Source organism: Pandoraea commovens, assembly GCF_024704525.1.
Taxonomy (GTDB): domain Bacteria; phylum Pseudomonadota; class Gammaproteobacteria; order Burkholderiales; family Burkholderiaceae; genus Pandoraea; species Pandoraea commovens.
This window is the reverse complement of sequence record NZ_CP102780.1, coordinates 2,004,710-2,028,981: the sequence shown is the minus strand read 5'-3', so window position 1 is coordinate 2,028,981 and position 24,272 is coordinate 2,004,710. Positions and strand designations below refer to the sequence as shown.

General features: G+C 62.9%; 23 protein-coding genes. 8 read left to right on the top strand and 15 right to left on the bottom strand.

Features of this window, described 5'->3' with window-relative positions; genetic code table 11:
* Positions 1 to 47 precede the first annotated feature (47 nt).
* On the bottom strand, positions 48 to 647 hold the full coding sequence (locus NTU39_RS09560) for a LysE family translocator (RefSeq protein WP_150664731.1): 600 nt from the start codon (positions 645 to 647) through the stop codon (positions 48 to 50).
* Between the two features lie 345 nt (positions 648 to 992).
* Between NTU39_RS09560 and NTU39_RS09555 the strand changes: the two genes are divergently transcribed.
* Both NTU39_RS09555 and NTU39_RS09550 read left to right on the top strand, forming a co-directional pair.
* Entirely contained in the window at positions 993 to 1,892 is a 900-nt protein-coding gene (locus NTU39_RS09555; RefSeq protein WP_150664730.1) for a LysR substrate-binding domain-containing protein, read from the top strand.
* A 79-nt stretch (positions 1,893 to 1,971) separates the two neighbouring features.
* Positions 1,972 to 3,291 (top strand): MFS transporter, encoded by a 1,320-nt coding sequence (locus tag NTU39_RS09550; protein WP_257959735.1) that lies wholly within the window; start codon positions 1,972 to 1,974, stop codon positions 3,289 to 3,291.
* 16 nt (positions 3,292 to 3,307) lie between these two features.
* On the opposite strand, the gene NTU39_RS09545 is transcribed toward NTU39_RS09550, so the two are convergent.
* The 6 genes from NTU39_RS09545 to NTU39_RS09520 all read right to left on the bottom strand — a co-directional run bounded on the left by NTU39_RS09545 (position 3,308) and on the right by NTU39_RS09520 (position 11,056).
* Positions 3,308 to 3,775, bottom strand: coding sequence for a hypothetical protein (locus tag NTU39_RS09545; RefSeq protein WP_257959734.1), 468 nt, complete (start codon positions 3,773 to 3,775; stop codon positions 3,308 to 3,310).
* A gap of 143 nt (positions 3,776 to 3,918) precedes the next feature.
* The gene (locus tag NTU39_RS09540; RefSeq protein ID WP_246184601.1) at positions 3,919 to 5,325 is read right to left on the bottom strand and encodes a c-type cytochrome; all 1,407 of its coding nucleotides are present in this window, start codon (positions 5,323 to 5,325) and stop codon (positions 3,919 to 3,921) included.
* An 11-nt stretch (positions 5,326 to 5,336) separates the two neighbouring features.
* Positions 5,337 to 7,112: a GMC family oxidoreductase gene (locus tag NTU39_RS09535; RefSeq protein WP_039399470.1), complete on the bottom strand. Its 1,776-nt coding sequence runs from the start codon at positions 7,110 to 7,112 to the stop codon at positions 5,337 to 5,339.
* Between the two features lie 3 nt (positions 7,113 to 7,115).
* A complete protein-coding gene (locus NTU39_RS09530; RefSeq protein ID WP_150664727.1) occupies positions 7,116 to 7,835 on the bottom strand; it encodes a gluconate 2-dehydrogenase subunit 3 family protein in 720 nt (239 codons plus the stop codon).
* Positions 7,836 to 8,218: 383 nt separating this feature from the next.
* Complete coding sequence (locus NTU39_RS09525) at positions 8,219 to 9,796, bottom strand: hypothetical protein (protein ID WP_257959733.1); 1,578 nt, start codon at positions 9,794 to 9,796, stop codon at positions 8,219 to 8,221.
* 345 nt (positions 9,797 to 10,141) lie between these two features.
* Positions 10,142 to 11,056, bottom strand: coding sequence for a helix-turn-helix domain-containing protein (locus NTU39_RS09520; protein ID WP_257959732.1), 915 nt, complete (start codon positions 11,054 to 11,056; stop codon positions 10,142 to 10,144).
* Between the two features lie 398 nt (positions 11,057 to 11,454).
* Here NTU39_RS09520 and NTU39_RS09515 point away from each other — a divergent pair, with 398 nt between their 5' ends.
* The 6 genes from NTU39_RS09515 to NTU39_RS09490 all read left to right on the top strand — a co-directional run bounded on the left by NTU39_RS09515 (position 11,455) and on the right by NTU39_RS09490 (position 17,720).
* A complete protein-coding gene (locus NTU39_RS09515; RefSeq protein WP_373275371.1) occupies positions 11,455 to 12,552 on the top strand; it encodes a porin in 1,098 nt (365 codons plus the stop codon).
* A gap of 192 nt (positions 12,553 to 12,744) precedes the next feature.
* Positions 12,745 to 13,068: a hypothetical protein gene (locus tag NTU39_RS09510; protein WP_150664724.1), complete on the top strand. Its 324-nt coding sequence runs from the start codon at positions 12,745 to 12,747 to the stop codon at positions 13,066 to 13,068.
* A gap of 103 nt (positions 13,069 to 13,171) precedes the next feature.
* On the top strand, positions 13,172 to 14,437 hold the full coding sequence (locus NTU39_RS09505; RefSeq protein ID WP_373275370.1) for an MFS transporter: 1,266 nt from the start codon (positions 13,172 to 13,174) through the stop codon (positions 14,435 to 14,437).
* Between the two features lie 53 nt (positions 14,438 to 14,490).
* Positions 14,491 to 15,456 (top strand): dihydroorotate dehydrogenase electron transfer subunit, encoded by a 966-nt coding sequence (locus NTU39_RS09500; RefSeq protein ID WP_150664722.1) that lies wholly within the window; start codon positions 14,491 to 14,493, stop codon positions 15,454 to 15,456.
* The gene (locus NTU39_RS09495) at positions 15,449 to 16,399 is read left to right on the top strand and encodes a dihydroorotate dehydrogenase (protein WP_257959731.1); all 951 of its coding nucleotides are present in this window, start codon (positions 15,449 to 15,451) and stop codon (positions 16,397 to 16,399) included. The genes NTU39_RS09500 and NTU39_RS09495 overlap by 8 nt, the downstream gene beginning before the upstream one ends.
* A 67-nt stretch (positions 16,400 to 16,466) precedes the next feature.
* Positions 16,467 to 17,720: a hydantoinase/carbamoylase family amidase gene (locus NTU39_RS09490; RefSeq protein WP_257959730.1), complete on the top strand. Its 1,254-nt coding sequence runs from the start codon at positions 16,467 to 16,469 to the stop codon at positions 17,718 to 17,720.
* 75 nt (positions 17,721 to 17,795) lie between these two features.
* On the opposite strand, the gene NTU39_RS09485 is transcribed toward NTU39_RS09490, so the two are convergent.
* The 8 genes from NTU39_RS09485 to NTU39_RS09450 form a co-directional block, all read right to left on the bottom strand.
* A complete protein-coding gene (locus NTU39_RS09485; protein ID WP_039403732.1) occupies positions 17,796 to 19,256 on the bottom strand; it encodes a M20 family metallopeptidase in 1,461 nt (486 codons plus the stop codon).
* A gap of 186 nt (positions 19,257 to 19,442) precedes the next feature.
* Positions 19,443 to 19,799 carry a hypothetical protein gene (locus NTU39_RS09480; RefSeq protein WP_257959729.1) on the bottom strand — a complete coding sequence of 119 codons (357 nt, stop codon included), beginning with the start codon at positions 19,797 to 19,799 and terminating at the stop codon, positions 19,443 to 19,445.
* Positions 19,799 to 20,221, bottom strand: a complete 423-nt coding sequence (locus NTU39_RS09475; RefSeq protein WP_150664718.1) for a hypothetical protein — start codon at positions 20,219 to 20,221, stop codon at positions 19,799 to 19,801. The genes NTU39_RS09480 and NTU39_RS09475 overlap by 1 nt, the downstream gene beginning before the upstream one ends.
* Before the next feature lie 1,001 nt (positions 20,222 to 21,222).
* Complete coding sequence (locus NTU39_RS09470; protein ID WP_150664717.1) at positions 21,223 to 21,504, bottom strand: hypothetical protein; 282 nt, start codon at positions 21,502 to 21,504, stop codon at positions 21,223 to 21,225.
* Between the two features lie 94 nt (positions 21,505 to 21,598).
* A complete protein-coding gene (locus NTU39_RS09465; RefSeq protein WP_257959728.1) occupies positions 21,599 to 22,543 on the bottom strand; it encodes a DNA/RNA non-specific endonuclease in 945 nt (314 codons plus the stop codon).
* A gap of 51 nt (positions 22,544 to 22,594) precedes the next feature.
* On the bottom strand, positions 22,595 to 22,753 hold the full coding sequence (locus NTU39_RS09460) for a hypothetical protein (RefSeq protein WP_157127412.1): 159 nt from the start codon (positions 22,751 to 22,753) through the stop codon (positions 22,595 to 22,597).
* 115 nt (positions 22,754 to 22,868) lie between these two features.
* Positions 22,869 to 23,513 (bottom strand): FMN-binding negative transcriptional regulator, encoded by a 645-nt coding sequence (locus NTU39_RS09455; protein WP_150664716.1) that lies wholly within the window; start codon positions 23,511 to 23,513, stop codon positions 22,869 to 22,871.
* A 178-nt stretch (positions 23,514 to 23,691) separates the two neighbouring features.
* Positions 23,692 to 24,126 (bottom strand): DUF2501 domain-containing protein, encoded by a 435-nt coding sequence (locus tag NTU39_RS09450; protein WP_373275396.1) that lies wholly within the window; start codon positions 24,124 to 24,126, stop codon positions 23,692 to 23,694.
* Positions 24,127 to 24,272: the final 146 nt, after the last annotated feature.

Below are 24,272 nucleotides of genomic sequence, written 5' to 3'. Positions count from 1 at the left end.
GTCAGTATAACGATGGATTTAGCGATGGAATTACCGGGTGAATTCCGTCAATCGACCAGAATCGGATACAGAGAAGCGACGAGCAGCGCCGCCGCCACGCCGTTGAAGATGCGCACCGAACGCGCGTCCGTCAACACGCGGCGCATCGCTACGCCGAATCCCGCCCACAGCCCAATGCACGGCGCGCCGAGGATGCCGTAGATCACAGCGAGCAAAGCGACGTCGGGCAAATGCGACGCGTTGGGCAAATACGTGCTGATCGCGCCTACGGCCATGACCCACGCCTTCGGGTTCACCCACTGGAATGCCGCCGCGCCGACGAAGCCCATCGGGCGCTCGCGACCCCGGCGCTCGTCGTCCATCGGCCCCGAGCGCGCCAGATGCCACGCAAGCCACAGCAGATACGCCGCGCCAACGTACTTCAGCACCGTATGGATGACCGGGAAACGCACGAAAACCGTATGCAGGCCCGCACCGGTCAGGAACACCATCAGCGCGAAACCGAAGGCGATACCCGCGAGATGCGGCAGTGTGCGCACGAAGCCATAATTCAGCCCCGAGGCGAGCACCATCATGTTGTTGGGTCCGGGCGTCACCAGCGTGATGACAGCGAAGGCGCAGAAAGCCAGAAGTTGTTCGGTCGTCATAGTCGTCGATCTGAAACGCCGCGCCGGTGCCGCATTCTGCGAACACGCGAGAAAGACGCGGTGTGACAGCATAGACACGCGTACCGACGCACACCCGATACACTTCACCGAATCCGCACGGGCCTGTACCGGTCGCACACCGTAACAGTTGAGCCGCGCTGCGCATTGCGGCGCGTCGCTCGACGTCACGCCACACCGTGAAAAGCCGCCAGACGCACCACACGCGCCAACGTCGTGCGAGAATCGACGTCATCCGAACGACCACTCGAAGCCGCCGTCTCGTGCGCCCGACTCGTTACTCTCCAAGCGCACAAAGGCACTCATCGAACGCTCGACACTGATTCCATGCCGCCACGTCTGCCACCGTTGTCCGCCCTGCGCCTGTTCGAAGCGGCGGGACGCCATCAGAGTTTCAAACGTGCCGCCGCCGAACTGCATCTCACCCCGAGTGCAGTCAGCCACGGCATTGTCGGACTGGAGCAGACGCTGGGCGTGGCGCTCTTCACGCGCTCGCCGCAAGGGCTGACGCTCACGCCGGAAGGCGTGGACTATCTCGCGTACGTGACCGAGGCGTTCTCGCTGCTGCTCACCGGCACACGACGTCTGCCGACCCCGGACGCCTCCCGCGCCATCGCCATCACCTGCGCCCCCACTCTCGCCTCACGCTGGCTGCTGCCGCGTCTGGACATGTTCATGCGTCGCATGCCCGGCGTCGACATCACCGTCGACACCTCGCGCCGCCAGGTCGGCTTTCCCACCGACGGCTTCGACTTCGCCATCCGCCTCTCACGCGCGCCCGTCGCCAGCGACACATGGCACCGCCTGTTCGGCGAACGGTTCGTCCCCGTGTGCAGCCCGGCCTATCTCGCGATGCACGCCCGTGAGGACGGCACTGTCAATCTGAGCGAGACGACTCGCATTCACGTGAGCAGCGCCAGCGAAGATTGGCAGGTCTGGGCCGAAGGCGCAGGCATCGACAACTTCGATACCCGGGGCGGGCTGAGTTTCGACAGCATCCAACTCGCATTCGAGGCGGCCATGGCGGGGCTTGGCATCGTGATCGGACGCCGCCCGCTGGTCGACGAGTATCTCGCGAACGGCATCCTCGTCCCCGCGCACGACGTCACCACGCAATCGCAAGGCGCGTACTGGCTGATCAGCGCCCCCGACATCGAGCCGCACCCCGAATGCGTGGCGTTTCGCAACTGGGTCATCGAACAGGCGGGCACCCATCAAGGTGAATAAAATTCACCCGCACGCTCACACAACTCCTTTGCCTGACGGAGACTTCATTGCGACACTTCGGTGAGGAGGATTCACCATCATGTCGCAAACTACCCCACCCGCATCGGCGTCGCTACAGGGACGCGTCACCCTCATCATTCTCGCTGGCGCACTCGTACTCAGTGCTGCAATGGGCACGCGCCAGACGTTCGGTCTCTTCATCAATCCGTTTTCCTACGACCGCGGCGTGCCCGTCACACTGGTCGCGTTCGCCATCGCCCTGCACAACCTTGTGTGGGGCTTCGCGCAGCCGTTCGCGGGGGCGATGGCAGACCGTCATGGTCCTGCACCGGTCGTCGCGTTCGGGGCGTTTGCCTTCGCTGCCGGACTGGCGATGGCCGCCCTCGCACCGTCCGGTGTCTGGCTCGTGATCGGGCTGGGTGTGCTCGTCGGTCTCGGCATCAGTTGCACGACGTTCGGTGTGGTGCTGCCCGCCGTGAGCCGTGCCGTCACGCCCGAGCGACGCACGATGGCCATGGGACTCGTCAGCGCGGGCGGCTCGCTCGGACAGGTCGCCCTCGTGCCCGTCGCACAGGGCTTGCGCGAAACGTACGGCGTCTCCACCTCGCTCTTCGTACTCGCCCTGGTGTTGTGCTGCGCGGCGCCGCTCGGCTTGTTCATGACGATGTCCCGTCGCCGCAAGCCCGCACCCGGCAGCGCCGCCCCCACCCCATCGGCCCAATCAGCCCAATCGGCCAAATCGGCCAAATCGGCCAAATCGGATGACGGCGAGCATGTGTCCCTTCGCGAAGTCCTCCGGCAAGCCCGTTCGCATCGCGGCTACCAACTGCTCACGCTCGGCTTCTTCACCTGCGGTTTCCAGCTCGCCTTCATCGCAACGCACTTGCCGGGTTATCTGCTGATGTGCCACATGCCGGTCGGGCTTGGCGCGACGGCGCTCGCGCTGATCGGTTTGTTCAACATGCTGGGCAGTTGGGCGTGCGGATGGCTCGGTGGACGGTATCGTCAGCACCATGTGCTCGGCTGGCTCTATCTCGTACGTGGCGCGGCCATCGCCCTCTTTTTCGTGCTGCCGAAAACCGACACGAGCGTCGTGATCTTTGCGGCCGTGATGGGCTTGACGTGGCTGGGCACCGTGCCGCTCACCAGCGGTCTGGTGGCGAAGGTGTTCGGCACGCGGCATCTGGGCACGCTCTTCGGCGTGTGCTTCATGAGCCATCAGGTCGGCTCGTTCCTCGGCGCGTGGTTGGGCGGATTCGTGCTCGACGTCACCGGGTCGTACAACCTGATCTGGGCCGCAACGGCGATTCTCGGCGCGGTAGCCGCAGCGCTTCACTTCCCGATCAACGACGAAAGTGTCGTGCCGCCGGTGCGCCAGCCGATGCCTGCGAACGCCTAAGCGACCGCGCGAAGCCTTACAACCGGTGTGCGTTCGCGAGACGGAAAATCTTCGTCCAGCGTTGCGCGAGCGCGCGGCCCGGCATCGGCACTCGCCAGCTCGGCTGCGCGTTGTGTGCGAGTTCCAGCGTCAGCGACCAGCGTCCGCCCTCATTCACCGGATGGGCGGACGTGACATCCGAAAACACAAAGCGCGTCTCATGACCGTCTACGCGCAGCGTTCCCATCTTGCGGTCTGCGTCGAGCATGAGTTCGCCCCACTCGCCCGACACGCTCACCAGACGCTTGCCATCACGCCGCACACCATGCACCGCGCGGTAGCGGCGCACTGCGTCGACCACCAGCCACACCACAATCAGTACGCAGACGATGATCGTCGCCACCGCTGCGAGCGCCCCGAAGCGCAGCGCGACGGCCGCATACAGACGCACTGCCCCATACACAATGCCCGCCAGTATGACGAGCGCCAAAAGAATGAACGGCACGCGTGCCTCCCCGCGTCTAAAACCACATCCAAAACAAAAAGCCCCGCCGTCAGAATTGCCCGGCGGGGCTTCATTTCATCACAGGCGCGGTATTCCTGCCGACGTGAATCGGCACGTCACCGCAACCTTCACCACCTGAACCATCAACGCTGCGGTTGCGGCGCGGCGGCGACGTCCTTACGTACCTTGGCCACTTGGGCGGCCGTCACGGCCGGTGCCTTGTTGCCCCAGCTCGAACGCACGAACGTGAGCACGTCGGCCACATCCTGATCGGTCAGACGGTCGTCGAAGCCCGGCATCGCGTAGTGCGTCGGTGCCGACTTCGTCGAGGGCATCTCCGCCCCGCGCAGCACGATGTGGATGAGCGAGGTCGGATCGACCGAGTTCACCGTCGAGCTGAGCGCCAGCGTCGGGAAGGTCTGCGTGTAACCCTTGCCCGTACTCCGGTGGCATGCCGCGCAGTTGTCGAGGAACGTGAGCGCACCGTTGCTCTTGTCCGACCCCACACGCAATGCCTTGGCAGCGGTGTCGTCGTACGCGAGCGCCTTGGCGTTCGGATCGACCGGCTTGAGCGTCTTCAGATACTTCGCAATCGCCGCAAGATCGTCGTCGCTCATGTGCTGAGTGCTGTGCTGCACCACGTCCGTCATACCGCCGAAAACGGCCGAATGGTCGTTACGTCCCGACTTGAGAAACGCCGCGATGTCGCCTTCGCTCCAGTTGCCCAGACCGTCTGTGACATCGCCACGCAGATTCTTCGCGAGGAAGTTGTCGACCACGCCGCCCGACAAGAACGCCGTGCTGTCGTCGGTCAGCGCCTTCTCCTGCAACGCGAAGCCGCGCGGCGTGTGGCAGGCGCTGCAATGCGCAAGGCCTTCGACGAGATAGCGTCCGCGCGAGATCGGATCGTTATCGGTCGATGCCGCATCGGCGACTACAGCGGGAGCAAACATCTTGCGCCAGATCGACAACGGCCAGCGCATCGACATCGGCCACGGGATGTCCGTCGCTTTGTTCGCCTGCGCGACCGGCTGCACGCCGTTCATGAAGTACGCGTACAGCGCCTTCACATCCGCCGGACGCACCTTCGCATACGACGTGTACGGCATGGCGGGATACAGCGTCGAGCCATTCTTCGCGATCCCGTGACGCACCGCTTTGTCGAAGTCTTCGAGGCTGTAGTTGCCGATACCGGTGTCTTTGTCCGGCGTGATGTTGGTCGAATAGATCGTGCCGATCGGCGACGCGATCGGCAGACCACCTGCAAACGGCTTGCCCTTCGGTGCCGTGTGACACGCCGCGCAATCTGCGGCGCGCGCAAGGTACTCGCCCTGCTTGAGCAATTGCGCCTGCGGGTCGTTAGCGGCCGGTGTCTGCGGCGCGCTGCCGCCTTCCACCGTCACAGCGGGTACGGCAGGCGTGGGCACCGGCGAGACGGCAGCGCCGGAAGGTGCGGCCGCGTTCTGCGCCCAGACGGCAACGGCAGCGAGCGCCAGCGCACCGACAGCGATTACACCAACGGAGCGTTTCATCATCGTTTTGCGGATCATGGTTGCGCTCCTCAGGCCTGGACCAGCGGGCCGGCGTTCTTGAGGTACTGCTCGCGAATTGCCTTCGCGGACCAGTACGCCAGCGCCGCCACCACGCCCGTGGGGTTGTAACCCATGTTCTGCGGGAACGCCGACGCCCCCATCACGAACACGTTGGAGACGTCCCAGCTCTGCAGATACTTGTTGACCACGCTGTTCGAGGGATTCGTGCCCATGATGGCGCCGCCCGTCGTGTGCGTGCTCTGATAGATCCGCGTGTCGTAATGCGTACCCTTCTTGCGAATGGCGCGGAACACCTTCTCGGGATTCATCGCGCGACCCACTTCTTCCATCCGGTCGCCCATGTAGCCGAGCATGTTGTATTCGTTGTCGTGCCAGTCGAACGTCATGCGCAGCAGCGGCACGCCATAGGCGTCCTTGTACGTCGGGTCGAGATCGAGACACGCATCGCGATACGACATGACCGAGCCGGAAATCCCGATCGTCATGTAACGCTGATACGCGTCGGCAATCCCGGCCTTCCATTTGCTGCCCCACGCCGGTGTGCCCGGCACGGTCGGCGTCATCTTAATCGGACGTCCACCGTAGCGAATGTGACGAATGCTCGCCCCGCCGACAAAGCCGAGCGGTCCGTGATCGAACTGGTCGCCGTTCAGATCGTCCATCGACACGCCGCCAGCGCCCGTGCCGACGAACGGGTTGAGCTGCGTGCCCTTGGGCAGCAACACGTTCACCGCGCCGTTCATCTGGTACGCGTAGTTCTTGCCGACCACGCCCTCGCCCGTCTTAGGGTCGTACGGCTTGCCAATGCCCGAGAGCAGCAACAAACGCACGTTGTGCATCTGATACGCCGCCATGATCACGAGATCGGCAGGCTGTTCGACTTCACGGCCCTGCGCGTCGATGTAGGTGACACCGGTCGCCTTCTTGCCGTCGCTGTCGAGATTGACCTTGATGACGTACGAGTGCGTGCGCAATTCGAAATTCGGCTTCTTGAGCAGCACCGGCAGAATGGTCGTCTGCGGCGAAGCCTTCGAATACATGTAGCAACCGTAGTTCTCGCAGAATCCGCAGAAGTTACACGGCCCGAGGCGTACACCGTACGGATTCGTGTACGGCTCGGACGTGTTCGCTGCCGGTGCGGGGTACGGATTGAAACCCACTTCGCGCGCGGCCTTCTCGAAGAGCTGCGCGCCGTAGGTGTTTTGCAGCGGCGGCGTGGGGAACTCGCTCGAGCGCGCCCCTTCGCGCGGATTGCCGCCCGGCACGATCTTGCCGTTCAGGTTGCCCGCCTTGCCCGACGTGCCGAACACTTTTTCGGCGAAATCGAAGTGCGGCTCCAGTTCTTCGTAGCTCACGCCGAAGTCCTGAATCGTCATGCCTTCGGGGATGAACTTCTTGCCGTAGCGCTCTTCGTAATGACTGCGCAGCTTCAGTTCTTCCGGCAGGATCCGGTAGTGCATGCCGTTCCAGTGAAAGCCTGCACCGCCCACACCGTTACCCAGCAAGAACGAGCCGTTCTGACGATACGGCACCGCGAGATCGTCGGGTGTGTGGCGAATCGTGACGGTCTCACGCGCAAGCTCTTGAAAGAGCTTGCCGCGCACGGAGTATTCGAGTTCGTCGATGACCTTGGGGTACTGCGCGTCGGTGGGCGTGTCGCGCATCGCGCCACGCTCGAGGGCGACGACATTGAGCCCGGCGTCGGTCAGTTCCTGGCCGAGAATCGCCCCGGTCCAGCCGAAGCCGACGATGACGGCATCGACCTTATCTTTCTTGATTGCCATGAGTTAGCCCCGCTTTCCGGAAATCGACACGGGCCCGTATGGGTATTTGACGTTGGGCTGATCCGCCCAGTCCATGAAGTCGGCGCGTGCGCCAGGGAAACCCACCAGCTTCCAGCCGACCATGTCCTTGTTGCCGCCGTGGATCGGGTCCGAGAGGAACCCTTCCTTCGTGTTGGCCAGCAAGTAGGAGAAGAACGTGCGCGCGGGCACTGCGTCGAATTCGATCTTCGCGTGCTCCAGATCCCCGAGTACGGCTTCCTGCGTCGCATGGTCGAGATCTGCAAACGCTTTGTTGTACTGCTTCTTGCAGTGAGCGTCGCACGCGGCAATGCCGTGGCGATAGATGTCGCGCGGCACGAGACTCAGTTGGTAACCCATCTCGGGCGGCTGATCGGTGTGGAACGGCCCCTGCATGTACCAGAGCTTGCCGTGACCGAACGGCGTTTCCATCTGGCCGTCGATGAACTTCGGCACGTCGGCCTGCAACGCGCCGGGACCGAGATCGTCAGCGGGAATCAGACGGTCGACGGCTGCGTTGACGAAACGCCATTCGTCGGCAGTGAAGTATTTGGGTTCGTAAGCTTGGCCTGAGGCGGCGGGCGCAGCGGTCTGGCTGCTGCAGGCGGACTGCGTAAGCGTCGCACCGGTGGCGAGGGTCGTGGCAGGCACGATCGCCAGCACCTGGCGCAGAAAGCGCCGGCGCGGTTCCTTGTCCTGTGACATGGAGTTCTCCGTTTTGTGGGGGACGAATCACGCATGACAGTCAAGCGGGGGCGAGCCATGCGTGAAGAAAACCTGACAGGCTATTCACCTCGCGTAGCGCTATTAACAACGCGGCCATTCTACTGACAAGTTCCCTACATAGCAAAGAAAGATACTGTTGCGTCAATCGCGCAACTTATTGATTGAAAAGGCTTGCAGATAATTAAAATATTTACTATTACGCGTGCGCGCAGGGTTTCGCCAAGCAAAATATGCGGCGAAATTTGCATGCGATCCGAGGGGATTTACAAGGCCCGAAATTCGGTGAATACGATGCGAGCGCGCAAAAAAACGCCACCGGAAATCGGTGGCGGCGAGTTGTACTTTGATGGTCAGAAGGTGACTTATTCCTGGTCGGGTGGCGGCGTCATGGGCAGCGGAGGCGCTTGCGTATCCGACGGGTTCGCGATAGGTGGCTGTGCCCGATATGACTTCGGGCGCGCCCCCGTTCGCAATGCCATTTGCTCAGGCGTTTCGTTGATCCAGTCCACCGTGGGACCGGCTGGGCGACGGACCGGCCGCGACATCGAACTACCCACCTCCCCCGAAAGACGTCGCACCGGTGGATGCTCACGCTGGGCCTCTCGATTTCGTTCGCCCTGCTGCTCGGCCAGACGCTCGACCGACTGGCTCCGTTCGAAGATGACGCTCAGACGCCCCGCACTCCCCGGATGGGCACCAATGAACTGCTCGACAAACTGTTCGCGGCGCGAGGCGGGCTGATCCTTCGGTCGGAAGGACTTCGTGGCGGATGCTGCCGGGGCCGCCTGCGTGTTCACTTCGTCTGGCGCGCCGTCTATGGCATCTGCCATCGAGCGAAGCAGCGTAGGCAACGCTTCGTCGTCATTCGATGCGCCGATCGGTGACGGACGCGCATCGAGACGCTTCGGCGTCGTCGCAGGCAAGGGGCCGTCGATGGGCGCTAGCCCGGACACGCCTTGTGGCGAATCGACTTCATCGAACTGCGCGTCGTCGTGCGGCGACTCGGACGATGCGCCGATCATCCGTCCGCCATCCGTATGCTGGAGGTCGTCCCGCAACTCACGCGCAGCGTGCTTCCAGTGATCGATCTCCAACGCTCGCGCGCCAAGCCACGACGCCGTCCCGGCTTGCGGCGAGTGCTTGGCATCGGCCAACACCGCCGAATACTCGTACAAGCCGAGTCCTTTCGCGCGGATGTCGTTCAACGTCACCGGCCGGTCGGCCGGATAGCCGAGCAGCAACGCGAGGCGCGCCGCGTCGTTGCGCGCACGAATTTGATTCTTCTGGAAGCGCGACTTCGACGTCGCTGGTTTGAGCACCACTTTGCCGCCACGAATCTTCAGTCGAAGCGGGACGTCGGCACCGCCCCTGGACATTTCGCGTTGCGCTTCACGCGCCATGTCGTTCAGCGCGATCAGCAGATTGCGCTCGGCCGTCAGTTCGTTGAATTTCCGGTCGTGAATGTTGACGGTGAGCGAGAGCATGGTGTCGCGCATCCTCGCCATGTCGGCGAGGTGTTGCAGCCCCATCGACTTTGCCGCCCCCTTCTGCAAACGGCCCGTAACACGGCTCATCCGGTCAAGTTCGTCGTTCACATGTGCGATTTCGCCCAACTGATCGACGACCGGCGTCGAATCAAAAGTACGCACGAACGCTCGGTTTTCCGGTGGAAGGCCGTAGCGCACCTGTTGCATGGCTTCGGTGCGTTTATCTTCGAATGAGATGTCGCGCTCGATGCAGCGCTGAAATAGCGTGTGCCAATTTTCGACGCGCGTTTTCATGGCTTCGGCGACGAGCGGCTGGGCCATCAGATCGTCGGCCCTCCTCCGCTCGAGCTCGCGATACGCTTGCCAGCGGCCAATCGTTACACCGTTGCTGTCCTCAACCGTTCTGGTGCGCTGCGGATAGGTCTGCCATGCCTTGCTGAGCGAACCCGCCACTGTCGGCGGCGCCGCGCCAAGTCGCGCAAAGTCCGAGCCGAAGCTGTGGCCGCATTCGCATGAAAGCGATCGACCCGCCAGTAGCACAGGCGCGGACGTTACCGACGGCCCTCCCTGCGAATAATTCCCGAAAGGTGTTCCCATCATTCATCTCCCATTAGTAATGGTGACTAAGGCCGGATGACCTTCGGGCACGGAGACTAGACGGGATGACTGCGAACGGATTTCGATTCCGTGGGAAAACTTCGCTTTGTGGCACCTATTGAGAGTGCGCCGGTACGCGACTACCGTCGTCGTCGACGCATCATGCGTGATCAACGCGCGATCAGCGTATGAAGCCGACCGTCAGAACTGCGCGAGCAACTGGCCGAGCAATGCGGCCCCTTCTTTGCCCTTGGCGGAATCGGCCCACAGACGGTCGATCATGGCGCGATACATGCCCACGCCATCGGGCGACGTGGTGATGGTGGCGATGCCGGTACGCAGGTTCGGCAACTCGCCGAGACGGAACGGCGACACTGCAACGTACGCCTCGCCCTGTGCTTCGAAAATCTGGAAGGTTTCGTTCGGCATGTTGTCGCTGACGATGCCGATCTGCACGCCCGCCGTGTCGGCTTCGAGGAATTCGACGATACGCGTCACCTCACGACGGGCAGCCATCTTGCGCTCCAGCTGCACGCCTGGCGGCAACCCCAGTCGCCCGACCAGCCCGTGATGCAGGAACTGCTCGATCTGACGCAGGCCGATCAGACTGGTCACGGCCAGACGTTGACGCGAGAAACTCGATTTACGCTCCTGCAAGATGCCCAGCACGCGATCGATCGTGTTTTCCCAATGGCGGTCGACCAGCGTCGGCGGAATGCTCTCGTCGAGCATGTGACGCAGCCAGACGTCGTAGTCGTCGGACGTCAGCAGAAACGAAATCGGATCGAAGTGCGCGACGATGCGCTCGGAACGGCTTTCCAACTGGCGCATGCGCTCGAAGTAGCTCACGGCCGAATCGTGGTACTCGACTTCCACCCCGAGCAGATTGGCGAGCGATACGCCCAGCAATGCGGCAAGCCGCTCCAGCGTATCGATCTTGACGATCTCGCCGCGCTCCAGCTTGTAGATGGCGGCGCGTGAGATATCGAGTTGCTCGGCGACATCCTCACTACGTAATTCCGCTGCCAGCCGATAGGCGCGCAAGCGTTCGCCGATGGCGCGGAAATTGAAGCGCGCGCCTCGCGGCGCTCGGGATGTCGTTGCAGCTCGAGTCAAATCGCCCCCTGTTGGATACCTCTTGGAACCGCCCTCGTGCGAGACATTGCGGCACACTGCAAAACATTGAAATGCCGCAGATTGCGTCGTGCCCGCATGGCAGTGCCGGGATTATACCGGTCGCCTCGCGCGACTGACGGACTGTGCGTCGACCGTCCAAACGAAATCCATCTGCAAGCAAGCCGCCCGTGACGTGCCGTCCACGCCACACATCGACCGGTCGAATATTTTTCCGATTGTCTAATTTTTTAGATTTACGCACGATTCGGGACACGGTGCCCCCATGCCGTGAGAATGCCGTCACTCGCAGACGGTCTGACAGCTTTTCGGGGATGACCCAACGCGCTGGCGGTGATAGCCTGCGCGCCGTCCAGAAATTTATACAAAACAAAGAGGGAATGATGAAGACCTGGCAAAAGGTGTTTGGGACGACTCGGGCCGCGCGCAAGGCCAGCGCCATCGCGTTGGGTTCGGTTGCATTGGGTGCTGCGGCACTCGCAAGCACCGCACATGCGCAGTCGAGCGTGAGCTTCTACGGCTTGGCCGACGCCTACGTCGGCTCGGTCAAGAACCCGGGCGGCAACGCTGCCGCCGTGCAGCAAGGCGGCGGCATGACCACGTCGTACTGGGGCTTGTCGGGTACGGAAGACCTCGGCGGCGGCAATAGCGCGCTCTTCGTGCTTGAGAGCTACTTCCAGCCGAACAACGGCACCTACGGCCGTTTCGCGGGCGATAGCTTCTTCTCGCGCAACGCCTACGTCGGGCTGTCCAATACCCGACTGGGCACCTTCCGTATCGGCCGCATCACCACGCCGATGTACCTGGCGACGATCCAGTTCAACCCGTTCAACAACTCGTACACCTTCTCGCCGATGATCTTCCACACCTACAAGGGTCTGGGAACGCAGGGCGTGGTGGGTGACTCGGCCTGGAACAACGCAGTGGCCTACACCACGCCGTCCTACGCAGGACTGGCGGGCACGTTGCTCTACGCCACCGGCAACAGCGCCACGGACCACAGCGCGAAGAAGTGGGCCGCTGCGCTCACGTACGCCAACGGCCCGTTCGCCGCCGCCGTGAACTATCAGTACGTGAACTTCAGCGCCACGCCGGGCGACTTCGGCGCGCAACTGCCGGGCGTGACCGGGCTGACGAATCAGAACACCGTGCAAGTGGGCCTCTCGTACGATCTGGCCGTGGTGAAGTTTTTCGCGCAGTACATGCTCGTCGCGAGTCAGGCCGCCAGCGGAAACTTCCATGCGAACACGGGGCAGCTCGGCGCGTCGGTGCCGCTCGGTCTGGGCAGCGTGCTGGCGTCGGTGGCCTACACCGGCTCGAACGGATCGGGCGACAACCAGCGCCGCACCACGTGGGCGCTCGGCTACGACTACCCGCTGTCCAAGCGGACCGACGTCTACGTCGCTTACAAGTACGACCACATGAGCGATATGTCGACGGGCCAGACGTACGGCGCAGGCATGCGCGTGCGCTTCTAAAGCGTCGCAGCGAAACGGTCGGCACTGTCGAGCCCCCGCTCGTCAGTGCCTCCCCTCCTGCGCCAGGCGTACAACCGATTCGCGCGCTGTCGCCGAACCTCCCCTTCGTCTCAGGGTTAGCCCCGATTATTTTCGTCTTGCCTGCCTTTTGATGTTCGATTAGTCTAAATATTTAGACAGATGGAGAGCACGATGGATCTGCAACTCGCATGCGCCTGGTTACAGCGCGACACGGTCGGTCTGTCCGACATCGAAGATTTCGCGGCACGCTGTCTGAATGCGTCGCGCACCGCCACGCGCGAATCCGCCGCGTTGCTGCTGCTTGCACAGGCCGCTCAGGCTTTCGTAGAAAGGCAGTCCGGCATTGCCATCAACGGGGAAACGTTCCACGCCTTTCTGACCCGCAGTAAAACGTCCGCGACGATGTTGCGCGACGCTGCCGCCGCTTCCGACGCCAGCTTTCTCGCTTCGCTCAATCAGTTCGCGGCCCAGCTGACGACCGAGGTCTACGCGTGACGTCACGCGTTTTTTTCACTTGATCGTCTAAAAATATAGACAATCTGACGAATGCGACGGCGCAATCGATCGCCACGGCATTCGCCTCCCACGGGAACCGATCATGGAAGCCAACCTGAATTCATCGCGTAGAGAACACGCGAGCGCCTCGCCCAACGCCGGTGACGACACCGTCACCCCTTACGCATGGAAGGCGCTGGCGGGTTCTGCCATCGGCTATGCGATGGACGGCTTCGACCTACTGATTCTCGGCTTCATGCTGCCGGCGATCACGATCGGTCTGCACCTCACGGCGGGGCAAGCCGGTGCGCTCGTCACGTGGACGCTGATCGGCGCTGTGGCAGGCGGCATTCTGTTCGGCGCGCTTTCGGATCGTTACGGCCGCGTGCGCATGCTGACATGGACGATTCTGTTGTTTGCGGTCTTCACCGGCCTGTGTGCGCTGGCGCAGGGCTTCTGGGATCTGCTGGTGTATCGCACGATTGCCGGTATCGGCCTCGGCGGCGAGTTCGGCATCGGCATGGCGCTCGCAGCAGAAGCATGGCCAGCGTCCAAGCGCGCACGCGTGTCGTCTTACGTCGCACTCGGTTGGCAGACAGGCGTGCTTGCTGCCGCGTTGCTCACGCCGCTGTTGCTGATGTACATCGGCTGGCGCGGCATGTTCGTCGTGGGTGTTCTGCCTGCGCTTGTCGCCTGGGTGTTGCGCAACAAGCTGCATGAGCCGGAAGTGTTCGTGCGCCGGGACAAGACGCAAAAGCACGGCAGCTCAAATGCGTTTCGTCTGCTCGTGAAGGATGCCCGTACCACGCGCGTGAGCCTCGGCATCGTGATTCTGTGTTCGGTTCAGAACTTCGGCTACTACGGCATCATGATCTGGCTGCCGACGTTCCTCTCGCAGAAGCTCGGCTTCTCGCTGACGAAGTCCGGCCTTTGGACCGCCGCAACGGTCATCGGCATGATGTTTGGCGTATGGGCCTTCGGGCAACTGGCCGACCGCATCGGGCGCCGTCCCACCTTCTTGCTGTATCAGGCGGGCGCAGTGGTCATGGTGATCGTCTATTCGCAGCTGACCGATCCGGGTGTCATGCTCTTCGCCGGTGCGTTCATGGGGATGTTCGTCAACGGCATGGTCGGCGGCTACGGCACGCTGATGTCCGAGGCGTATCCCACGGCAGCACGCGCGACGGCGCAGAACGTGCTGTGGAACATCGGACGCGCCATCGGCGGCCTCGGCCCGCTCGTGGTCGGTGCACTCGCCGCACGTTACTCCTTCCAGATTGCCATCGCGCTGCTCGCGAGCCTGTACGTGCTCGACATGATCGCCACGCGCTTCCTGATTCCCGAACTCAAAGGCACCGAACTCGAATAACGCTTGCCTCGTACTCGGCAAGCCCTCGCCCCCACTATCCGGAGCCCCCATCCATGTCCGTCGTCTCTCTGACGCCCAACAACGTCCCCCGCCCATTGGCGCGGGTGCCTTCGCCGACGTGCCATTCGCATGATGGGCATGAAGCTCATGAGGCGCAGCCAGACGCTGCCACGTGCGCATCGCCCGCCGGGCACATCGTCGCCACGCATCACTGCCGGGTACTCACACATCACGCCGTCAACGCGCGTTATCGCTATCTGCGCTTGCAGGCGGATGCCCCCGTCGCGCTCACCACGCGCCCCGGGCAGTTCTATCAGTTGAAGTGTCCGGTGACGGAGAGCGAAGCGCCGTTCCTGCTGCGTCCGATGAGCGTCTACGGCACCGGCCCCGAGCCGGACACCATCGAGTTTCTTTACAACGTGACGGGCGTCGGCACCCGCGCACTCGCCACGCTGACCGAAGGCGCATCGCTCGACATCGTCGGCCCGCTCGGCAATACGTTCACACTCGACACGCAATGGCAGCGCGTGATGGTCGTCGCCCGTGGCGTCGGTCTGGCGACGATGGCGCCGCTGGTGCAACGCGCCGCTGCGGCCGGTCTGCGACTGACGGTCGTGATGTCGGCGCGCAGCGAAGCCGATCTGATGCGCGACGAGTTTCTGCGCTCGCCCGAAGCCCGTGCACTGGCCGACGTGCATTGCGTGTTCGACAGTGATGGCTCGTCAGCAGTCGCAGCGCTTGAGCCGCGCATCCGCGCCCTGCTCGCCGCAGCCCCCCACGACGCGGTGTACACCTGCGGCTCGCATCGTCTGCTGATGCTGCTTCAGCGCGTGCTGGCCGCACACCCGGAGATCACGGGCGAAGTCGCAATGGAGCAACGCATGGCCTGTGGCATGGGCGTTTGCCTGTCGTGTGTGCGGCTGTTCGATTGCGACGGCGACAAGCAATTCCTGCGCGTGTGCCGTGAAGGCCCCGTGTTTGCCATTCGCGACGTCGTCGGGGAGGTGGATTTTGGCTGATCTTTCCGTTCGCATCGGTTCGCTCACGCTGCGCAATCCCGTGATGCCCGCGTCGGGCTGCTTCGCTGTCGAGTATGCCGAGGCGCTCGATCTGAATCGTCTTGGCGCGCTAGTCGTCAAAAGCGTGTCGCCCGACGCGCGGGCAGGCAACCCGACGCCGCGCGTGGCCGAGACCGCCAGCGGCATGCTCAACTCCATCGGCATTCCGAGCAAAGGACTCGACGCCTATCGCCGCGACGTGTTGCCTGCCTACACGCGCTTCGACACACCGGTCGTGGTCTCAGTGTCGGCCGACACCGCCGAGTCGTTCGGCGAAGCGTGCGAGACGCTGTCGCTGCCGGAGGTCGCTGCCATCGAAGCCAACATCTCGTGCCCAAATCTCGAAGCGGACGGCATGGCCTTCGCGATGCAGGCCGAGAGCACGTACAAGGCCGTGAGCGCGATCCGGCGTCGCACGTCGCACCCGTTGTGGGTGAAGCTCACACCGAACGCCGGTCAGATCGCGTTGATCGCGCGTGCCGCCGAAGATGCCGGTGCCGACGCCATCGTCATGGGCAACACGGTCCTCGGCATGGCCATCGACGTGCGCACCCGCAAGCCGAAGCTCGGCAACGTGATGGGTGGTCTCTCCGGCCCGGCAATCAAACCGCTCGCCGTGCGACTCGTGCATCAGTGCCATCGCGCCGTGCGCATCCCGATCATCGGCTGTGGTGGCATCGAGACGGCCGACGACGCCGTGGAATTCATGCTTGCCGGGGCGACGGCCGTGCAGGTCGGCACGGCGTCGTTCCGTGATCCGGCGGTCATGGGTCGTATCGTCGACGGGCTCGCCGCGTACGGCGACGCAAACGATGTCGAGCGCATTGCAACGCTCACCGGTGCTGTCGCGCTCGACGCACAACTGTCCGACCGTTGGCTGCGCTTTGCACAGCAGTCCGGCTGATTTGTCCCGTAACTCTTAGGGTCTGTTCACAGACCCTACATTGCATCACGCGAAAAGAAGCACACTCATGGAACTGAACGCGCTGGCCCCGCTGGCCGAGCAACTCTTCACCGACCTGCGCCGTCTTGGTAACGACGGCGTCGGTATCACCCGCGACAGCTATGGCGACGGCGAGAATGCCGCCGCAGCCTACCTGACGGAATGGGCAGGTCACCAAGGCCTGAGCGTCACACGCGACCGCGCCGCCAATCTCGTCTTCGCGTTGCCGGAGGACGACGGCAACACCCCGGCCACATGGATCGGCTCACATCTCGACTCCGTCCCGCAAGGTGGCAACTACGACGGTCTTGCGGGCATCGTCGCAGGTCTGCTGTGCCTCGTCGAACAAAAACGCAGCCAGCGACACACTGCGACACCGGTACGCGTGCTCGCGCTGCGTGGCGAAGAAAGCGCATGGTTCGGCCGCGCCTACATGGGATCGAGTGCGTTGTTCGGCAAGCTGACCGACGCCGATCTCGCCATGCCGCATCGCAGCCACGGCCGCTCGCTAGGCGAGTGCATGGCGCAGGCCGGTGCGGACGTCGACGCTATTCGCGAAGGTGAGATGCTCTTCGACGCGTCACGCGCTAAGGCATGGCTGGAGCTTCACATCGAACAAGGTCCGGTGATGATTGCGCGCAACATGCCCGTGGCGATCGTGCCGGGCATTCGCGGCAATGTGCGTCACAACCGCGTGACGTGTGTCGGCGAGGCCGGACACTCGGGCGCGGTGCCGCGCTGGCTGCGCCACGACGCGATGTTTGCCGTGGCCGATCTCATTACGCGGCTCGACGAGCACTGGCGTGCATTGCTCGAGCGCGGTATCGACATGGTGGTCACGACCGGCATCGTCGGCACCGATCCCGCCGAGCACGCGATCTCGCGCATCCCGGGCAAGGTCGATTTCAGTCTGGAAGTGCGCAGCCAGAGTCTCGATACGCTCGACGTTTTCTATGAGCTGATGCGCACCGAATGCCACGCCATCGAACGCGACCGGGGCGTGAAGTTCGTCTTCGACCGACGGTTGGCGTCGGCACCGGCCGTCATGGACAAGCATGTGTCTTCGCTGCTCGAAGACGCCTGCCGGGTGTTCGATCTGCCTCAGGAGCGTGTGCCGAGCGGTGCCGGACACGACGCCGCCATCTTCGCCAACGCAGGTATCCCAAGCGGCATGGTGTTCGTGCGCAACGCCAACGGCTCGCACAATCCGGCCGAGAGTATGGAACTCGACGACTTCATGCGCGGCGTGCAGGTGATGGAAGCGGCAACGCATCGGATCTGACGACGCGTCACATCCATAAAAAACGGGTCGCTTGATGCGACCCGTTTTGCGTTGCGAGCGAGCTGCGAAGACCGCTTACGGCGCCAGCGCGATCACCTCGGCCACGGCCGCCGTCAGCTTCTTCGCGTACGGCACGTGCAGGAACTCGTTCGGTCCGTGCGCGTTGGACTTCGGTCCGAGCACGCCACACACCATGAACTGCGCCGTCGGGAAACCGGCTTGCAGCGTGTTCATCAGCGGGATCGTGCCGCCCTGCCCGATATAGGCGACGTCCTCACCGTAGTGGCGTTGCGACGCCGTGTTCAGCGCCGACGTGAGCCACGGTGCGACATCGGGCGCGTTCCAGCCGGAAGCCGCGCCTGCGTCCGACTTGAACGTCACCTTCGCGTTGTACGGCGGGTCGACTTCGAGCAATGCCTTGAGTTCTTGCACCGCCTGCGCGGCATCGATGAGTGGCGGCAGGCGCAACGACAGCTTGAAGGCCGTGCGCGGACGCAGCACGTTACCGGCGTCGGCCAGCGCGGGCAGACCGGCCGCCCCCGTCACCGACAGCGACGGACGCCAAGTCGAATTGAGCAGCGCCTCCTTCGGATCGGTCGTGGTCGGCAGCACAGACAGGCCGTCCTGACCGCAGGCCCACGGCATCTTCTTCCAGACGTCGTCGCCAAGAATGTGTGCGGTGGCTTCGGCTTCCTTCAGACGTTGCAGCGGAATCGGGCTATGAAACCCCTTCGGCAGCACATTGCCGCTGCCCGCATCCTCGAGCCGTTCAAACAACTGACGCATGATGCGGAAGCTCGACGGTGCAATTCCACCGTAACCGCCCGAGTGGATGCCCTCGTCGAGCACCTGCACTTCGAGACTGCCCGAGATCAGGCCGCGCAGCGACGTCGTGAGCCACAGTTGGTCGTAGTTGCCTGCACCGGAATCGAGACAGACGACGAGACTCACGCGACCGAGGCGGTCGCGCAACGCGTCGACGTACGGCAGCAAATCGTAGCTGCCCGATTCTTCGCAGGTCTCGATGAGACCGACGCAGCGCGGACGCTCCACGCCCTGCGCGTCGAGCGCGGCAAGCGCCGTCACGCTGGAATAAATGGCGTAGCCGTCGTCCGCACCGCCACGGCCGTAGAGCTTGCCGTCTTCGAACTTCGGCGTCCACGGCCCGAGGTCCTTGCGCCAGCCGTCGAACTCGGGCTGCTTGTCGAGGTGGCCGTACAGCACGATGGTCTCGGTGCTGCCCGAACGCGTGGCTGGCACTTCGAAGAAGATCACCGGCGTGCGGCCTTCCAGACGAATCACTTCAAGCTTGAGGCCCTTGACCGGCTGACGCTCCGCCCACTGAGCGGCGTCGCGCACCACGCGATCGATGTAGCCGTTGCGCGCCCAGTCGGCGTCGAAGCCGGGGCTTTTGGCCGGTACCGCAATGTAGTCGGTGAGCGCATGCAGGATTTCGTCGTTCCACTTGCGTTCGACGAATTCACGCAATGCGGCCGTGTCGAGCGACGGCTGAGTCGGGGTGACGATGTCGTTCATGGGTGAGTCCTTGGGGATGTCGTATGTCAGTGACGTGCCGCGCCACGTGCCAACCGGGCGGCCCGTCAGTGCAGCCAGATCCTGCACCGTGGGTTCGAGACGATCGAAAATCAGTCGGACGCGCGCTGGCCGTATGGCGTCATGATAGCCATTCCGCGCCGCTTCGGTGGCCGAAGTTCACGCCATTCAATTGCCCGAGCCCGGCGGCCCGAACCGGAACACAATTTCGCCAGCAGCCCCGCTGGCCTTCACGCATGTGACGGTTTGCAGGCCTCTGCCCGGCACGTCGACCGAATGCTCGGTATCGGCCGCGCTGCAACGCCAGTAATAGGTCACCTGGCGCTCGCAGCGATTCGTGACTTCGTAGCGATAGTCGGTGACGTTCGCCGGCAGCGCGCGAATCGCGCCGCACGGCTGACCGCTGTTGTCGAGCGGCTCCGTAGGCGTTGACGGTGTTTGCGCGTGCAACGTGCCACTCGCCGCGAAGGCGAGAAGCACCAGCAAGCCTGAAATCCCCGCGTGCCGCTTTCCGTGGGTCGACATCAGATCCAACGCCATGCAATGGCGATGGCGCCGATGGCGACACCAATCGAGATGACCACGCCGAACCAAGCCAGCTGCGCACGCCGCGCACGACGACGGCTGGATTCCGACGTGTCGTAGAAACGACCCAATCCGCCCGAATAAAGCTTTTCCCAGCGAATTTCCATGGCGCACCTCACAAATCGATCAAACCGGCCCGCACTGCTTGTTCTTTTCTTCTTTATCGAAAGTTTTGAGGCGCAAGACAATTCGGATAAATCCGGGCACATTCCATAGCATGAAATACCTTGGAATCTTCCTAAAATTCCGACACCGCGCCGTCGCTTGAAGATCGCACTATTCTTTAGGAATTGCAATAGCGTGAACTCGCATAATGCGACGCCAAAGCCACGAGAGACCACGTCATCGACGATGGTTATCAACGTCCGAAGCGATCTCACGCACGCTTAAACGTGGTGCACGGAATGGATTTAACGGGGGAATTGTGAAGACTTAGGAGAATTGTGCCGGAACGGCTTTTACGCAGACACTGCGCGCTTGTAACAAAACGTTTCAATGAGGGGACAAGCGGTCGTTCGAATCGGGCGATTGAACGTGCGCGTCAAAACGCATCGGCCAGCGGTAAAGCGCCGCGACAATGGTGGAGAAAGCCGGAGGCTTGTCAGTCCCGATGGCTGAAGGCAACGTAGCGCGGCGATCCGCCGGAGGCGGTGCCGCGCACGAAAAGGAAGGGGAATGTGACTTTAGCGTCCCAGGAAGGCCGCCCCTACTGACAACAGCACGAATCCGCCGACACTACAGGCGATCGCGATTGCCAACAGGCGTTGAAAGAGTTGCTCGCGCTCACTAGCGCTGCGATGGGAACGGGGTGCATCGTGATGAATCGTTCCCCACCCACTCGAATACACTTTTTTCCAACGGATGTGCATAAGTTACCTCGCGTTGTTTAGTGCTCGTAGCCTTGCCGGTCATCGATTCTCGCTATCGGAATCGACGAGACGCAGGGCTAGTATGCGCTTTGTCTGCGAACGGTAAACCCCTCATCCGTGCTGCGTCGCCGCAAGCCAAACGGTTGATTCGTATGGTTTTCGAGACGGGAAAGTGCGATACCGAATACCGTCACAATGACGCGATTCGAGCTTTTTGGCCTGACGTGTCAATGCGACAGAATGTCGCAGGTGCGACAAGTTGTCGCGCAACCCGCATGAACCGTGGAATCCACTGATTTTCTGACTGCGACACACGCGAGCCTGTCGCAGGTCACACTCGGGCAATCAGTGCCGCAGCGACACCGGACCCACTGGGAAATAGGGATCGCGCACCGCGTTTCGTGCGGCGCAACATCGATTTTTTAAATAAACGACAAATCTGGGGTAAATCCGGGGGAAGCGATCTGCCCGGCGCTCGACTCCCCCCATTCCCATCAAGATTCAAACGGATTTTTGACCTGTTTCTCTGTGGTCCCTGCCGGTGATTCGGCATGCGCGGGCAAGTCGGCGTCGGCAAGCTCGTTCACCACGGCATCCAGCACCGCTTTGAGCACCCGCGCGTGACGCAACCCTTCGGCATCGCGGCGCAACTCCAGATTGCCGAAGATCACCACGTGATCCTTATGGTTTTCGACGCTCAGCTCGCCGAGCGAGAGGGCATCGGCATCGTTGGCGAACGGCGAGAAGCGGTCATTGGCGGAAGACGATGACGTCATGAGGACTCCTGAATCGGGGGAAATCAGTCGTAAAACCGGTTGAGGGTCAACGCACGACAACATCCGGGGGATATCCCAAATGCTGTCGGTGAGCTTAACGGATGATCGTACGCAAGAAGTCGAGCACCGTCTGCACTTCGCGATACGTCGGCACGTCCTGCTCGCGTTTTCGCTTGCTGCCACCGCCCGCCGCCTTGGGTTTAGGCAGCGACATCGCCGTGCTTTTAACGCTCGCGGGCATGCCGGGGAAGAAGTCGATTCCGGCGAGTTTTTCAAGTTCGGCCACGCTCACGACCGAATAGTCGCCCGTCGCCTCGTTCGCCACCAGATACGCGCCCGCCTGCTTGCGCTTCGGGTCGTAGACGACCTTGAAGAGCTGCGTGGGCACCATCACCCGGTCACCCACTTGCGTGATCGTCTTGCCCTTGAAAAGCGGTCCGGTGATCACGAACAATTCGCCCCGATCCTGCGCGAGCTTACGCACGCTCGACTCGATGCCCGCCCACAGGTAGCGATTGTTCTCGCTGTTCTGCGGCACCATGTTCGACAGCGAAAAACTTTCGGACTGTGCCTGCGAGTCCGGCATGTCGGCGGAAGGCGCCATGTGCCCACGGTCGTAGCCAGAGCGCACGTAATCGCGCAACTCGGCGCGTTCGCTCGCGGGCAGTTGCGACTCGGCGTGGAAGTTGTTCACGCGCGAGATCTGGCGAGCGTCGCTCAGCCCGGCGCGGGTGAGATGTTCGGCGGACCAGAGCGGTGTGCGCGTCACGCCCGAGTGCATCACGCCGAACGCACTGAAGCACACCTCGCGTGCGGCACGCGTCATGGCGCTGTTGGTGATGTCGGGGGCCGTGCCCGACCAGTAGTGATCGCCACACGCCGATACCGCAGCATTGGCCGCGTTCGGGAACGCCACGACCGCAGCAACAGCCCCGATAGCGAATACGGAAGAAAGGGAGAGAGAGATTGCCAACTGCCCGGCCATCGCGCGCAAGCGGCTTGCGCGCACTGCGGTGACCGTCCATCGAGACTGCTTCATCGCACTGCTTTGGGGAAGACGTAAGGGGGTGCGATTGTAGCGGATGAACGGCTATTCGGGGACGACGTTCCCCGCGCCGTAAGCGGCGCATTGCAATGTCTGGGCGGGGCCGAGATTGTCACATTCGTCCGCCTGTGCGCTCGGCATCCAGGCCTGCTCAAGGAAGAGCAGGCAGAGCATCAACGCGAGCATGAGAAGCAGCGTCTTCATTGCGGCATCCGGGTTGGGTTGCCGCATTGTATGCGGGGATGTCCGTACAAAACCCATCCCCGGCGCACTGAATTGTTTCGTTTCGTTACCGAGCCTGGCGGCGCGAGCGGTCCGGTCAGGCGTCAGCCACGTCGCCACGCTGCGCGACGAGCGCCGCCAAGGCCTCGCTGTCCGGCCCCAGTGCACGCAGACCGTTCACCACGCCGACACGGTCGGGCATCGCGCGGTTCTGCGACATCTTGAATTTGCCCTCGATGCGACGAATCGGAATCTCCACACCCACAATGGCGCGCAGCATGCCGTCGATGAAGTCCTCCGGGGCATCCTCGACCGCCCACGGTGCGGGAAGGCGCAGCTCCTGCGAGTTCGTCAGGTCACCGACCAGTCGCCGCAGCCAGGCCGCGTCGTCGATCACGCGTGGCTTGCCCCATACGTGCACAGCTGCGTAATTCCACGTCGGCACGACCTTGCCGTGCTCGGCCTTGGCGGCGTACCACGAGGGCGTGATGTACCCCTGAGGCCCCGTGAATGCGATCAGGCAATCGTCCACATCGCGCAGTGCCGGTCCATGCGGATTAGCGCGTGCCAGATGCCCGCGCAGCGTCCCGAACTCACCTTCGTCGGCATACATCAGAAACGGAATCGAATCGGCGATCAGCCCCTGCGCACCGGCGCTCACGAGCAACCCGAGCGGATGCGTACGAATGAGATCGTGCAGGACTTCAGAGCGATCTTCGGTGAAGGCGGCGGGCTGATACATCGATGACTCCGGACATGGGGGTGGGGTTGGAATGACGCTAAGCGTACGTCCACGCGTGGCTCTGGGCCAAGACCCAATATCGATGATTTTTTTGATGCCACGCTCGAGTGTCGAAAAGCGACCTGACGGAGGGCATTCGCCGCCCGTCAGGCATCCGTTCCAACGATGCGTGGAACGGTCAAAGGAACGACTTGGCCTGATCGAGCACCTTGTCGCAGACCTTGCGGGTGAGTTGTTCTTTGAGGCCACCGCCGTTCAGATCGACGGTCTTGCCGTCGGGCGACGACAGCAGCCCCTTCGCGCCGTCGAGATAGCCGGGGCTGGCGGCAGGCGAGCCGGACTGCGTGCCGATCTTGCCGAGCAGCTTGTCCTTCACGTCCGTCGCCGAATTCAGATTTGCGCCGCCCAGATAGTTGTTCTTGATGCAGAACTGGAGCACACCGGTCGCATTGCCGATGCTGCTCGATGTGAGCGAGCCGCCCCCGCCCGACGCCAGGCCGCCGAGGCTGCCCGCCAGACCGCCCGTATTGCCACCGCCCGAGTTCCCGCCGCCAACGGCGTCCATCAGGTTGCCGATTTGCGCATAGGCGGCCATCGGCATGCCGACTGCCATCACCAGTGCGACGCTCGCGGCGCCCGCACCAGCCCATCGTTTCAGGCCCGCTGTCGTTACGGGGCTTGCCTTGCATTCCATGCGTCGGGACATACGATCCTCCGGGATGTGAATGACGTGGGGTCAGGTCGAGCCACTATAACAGG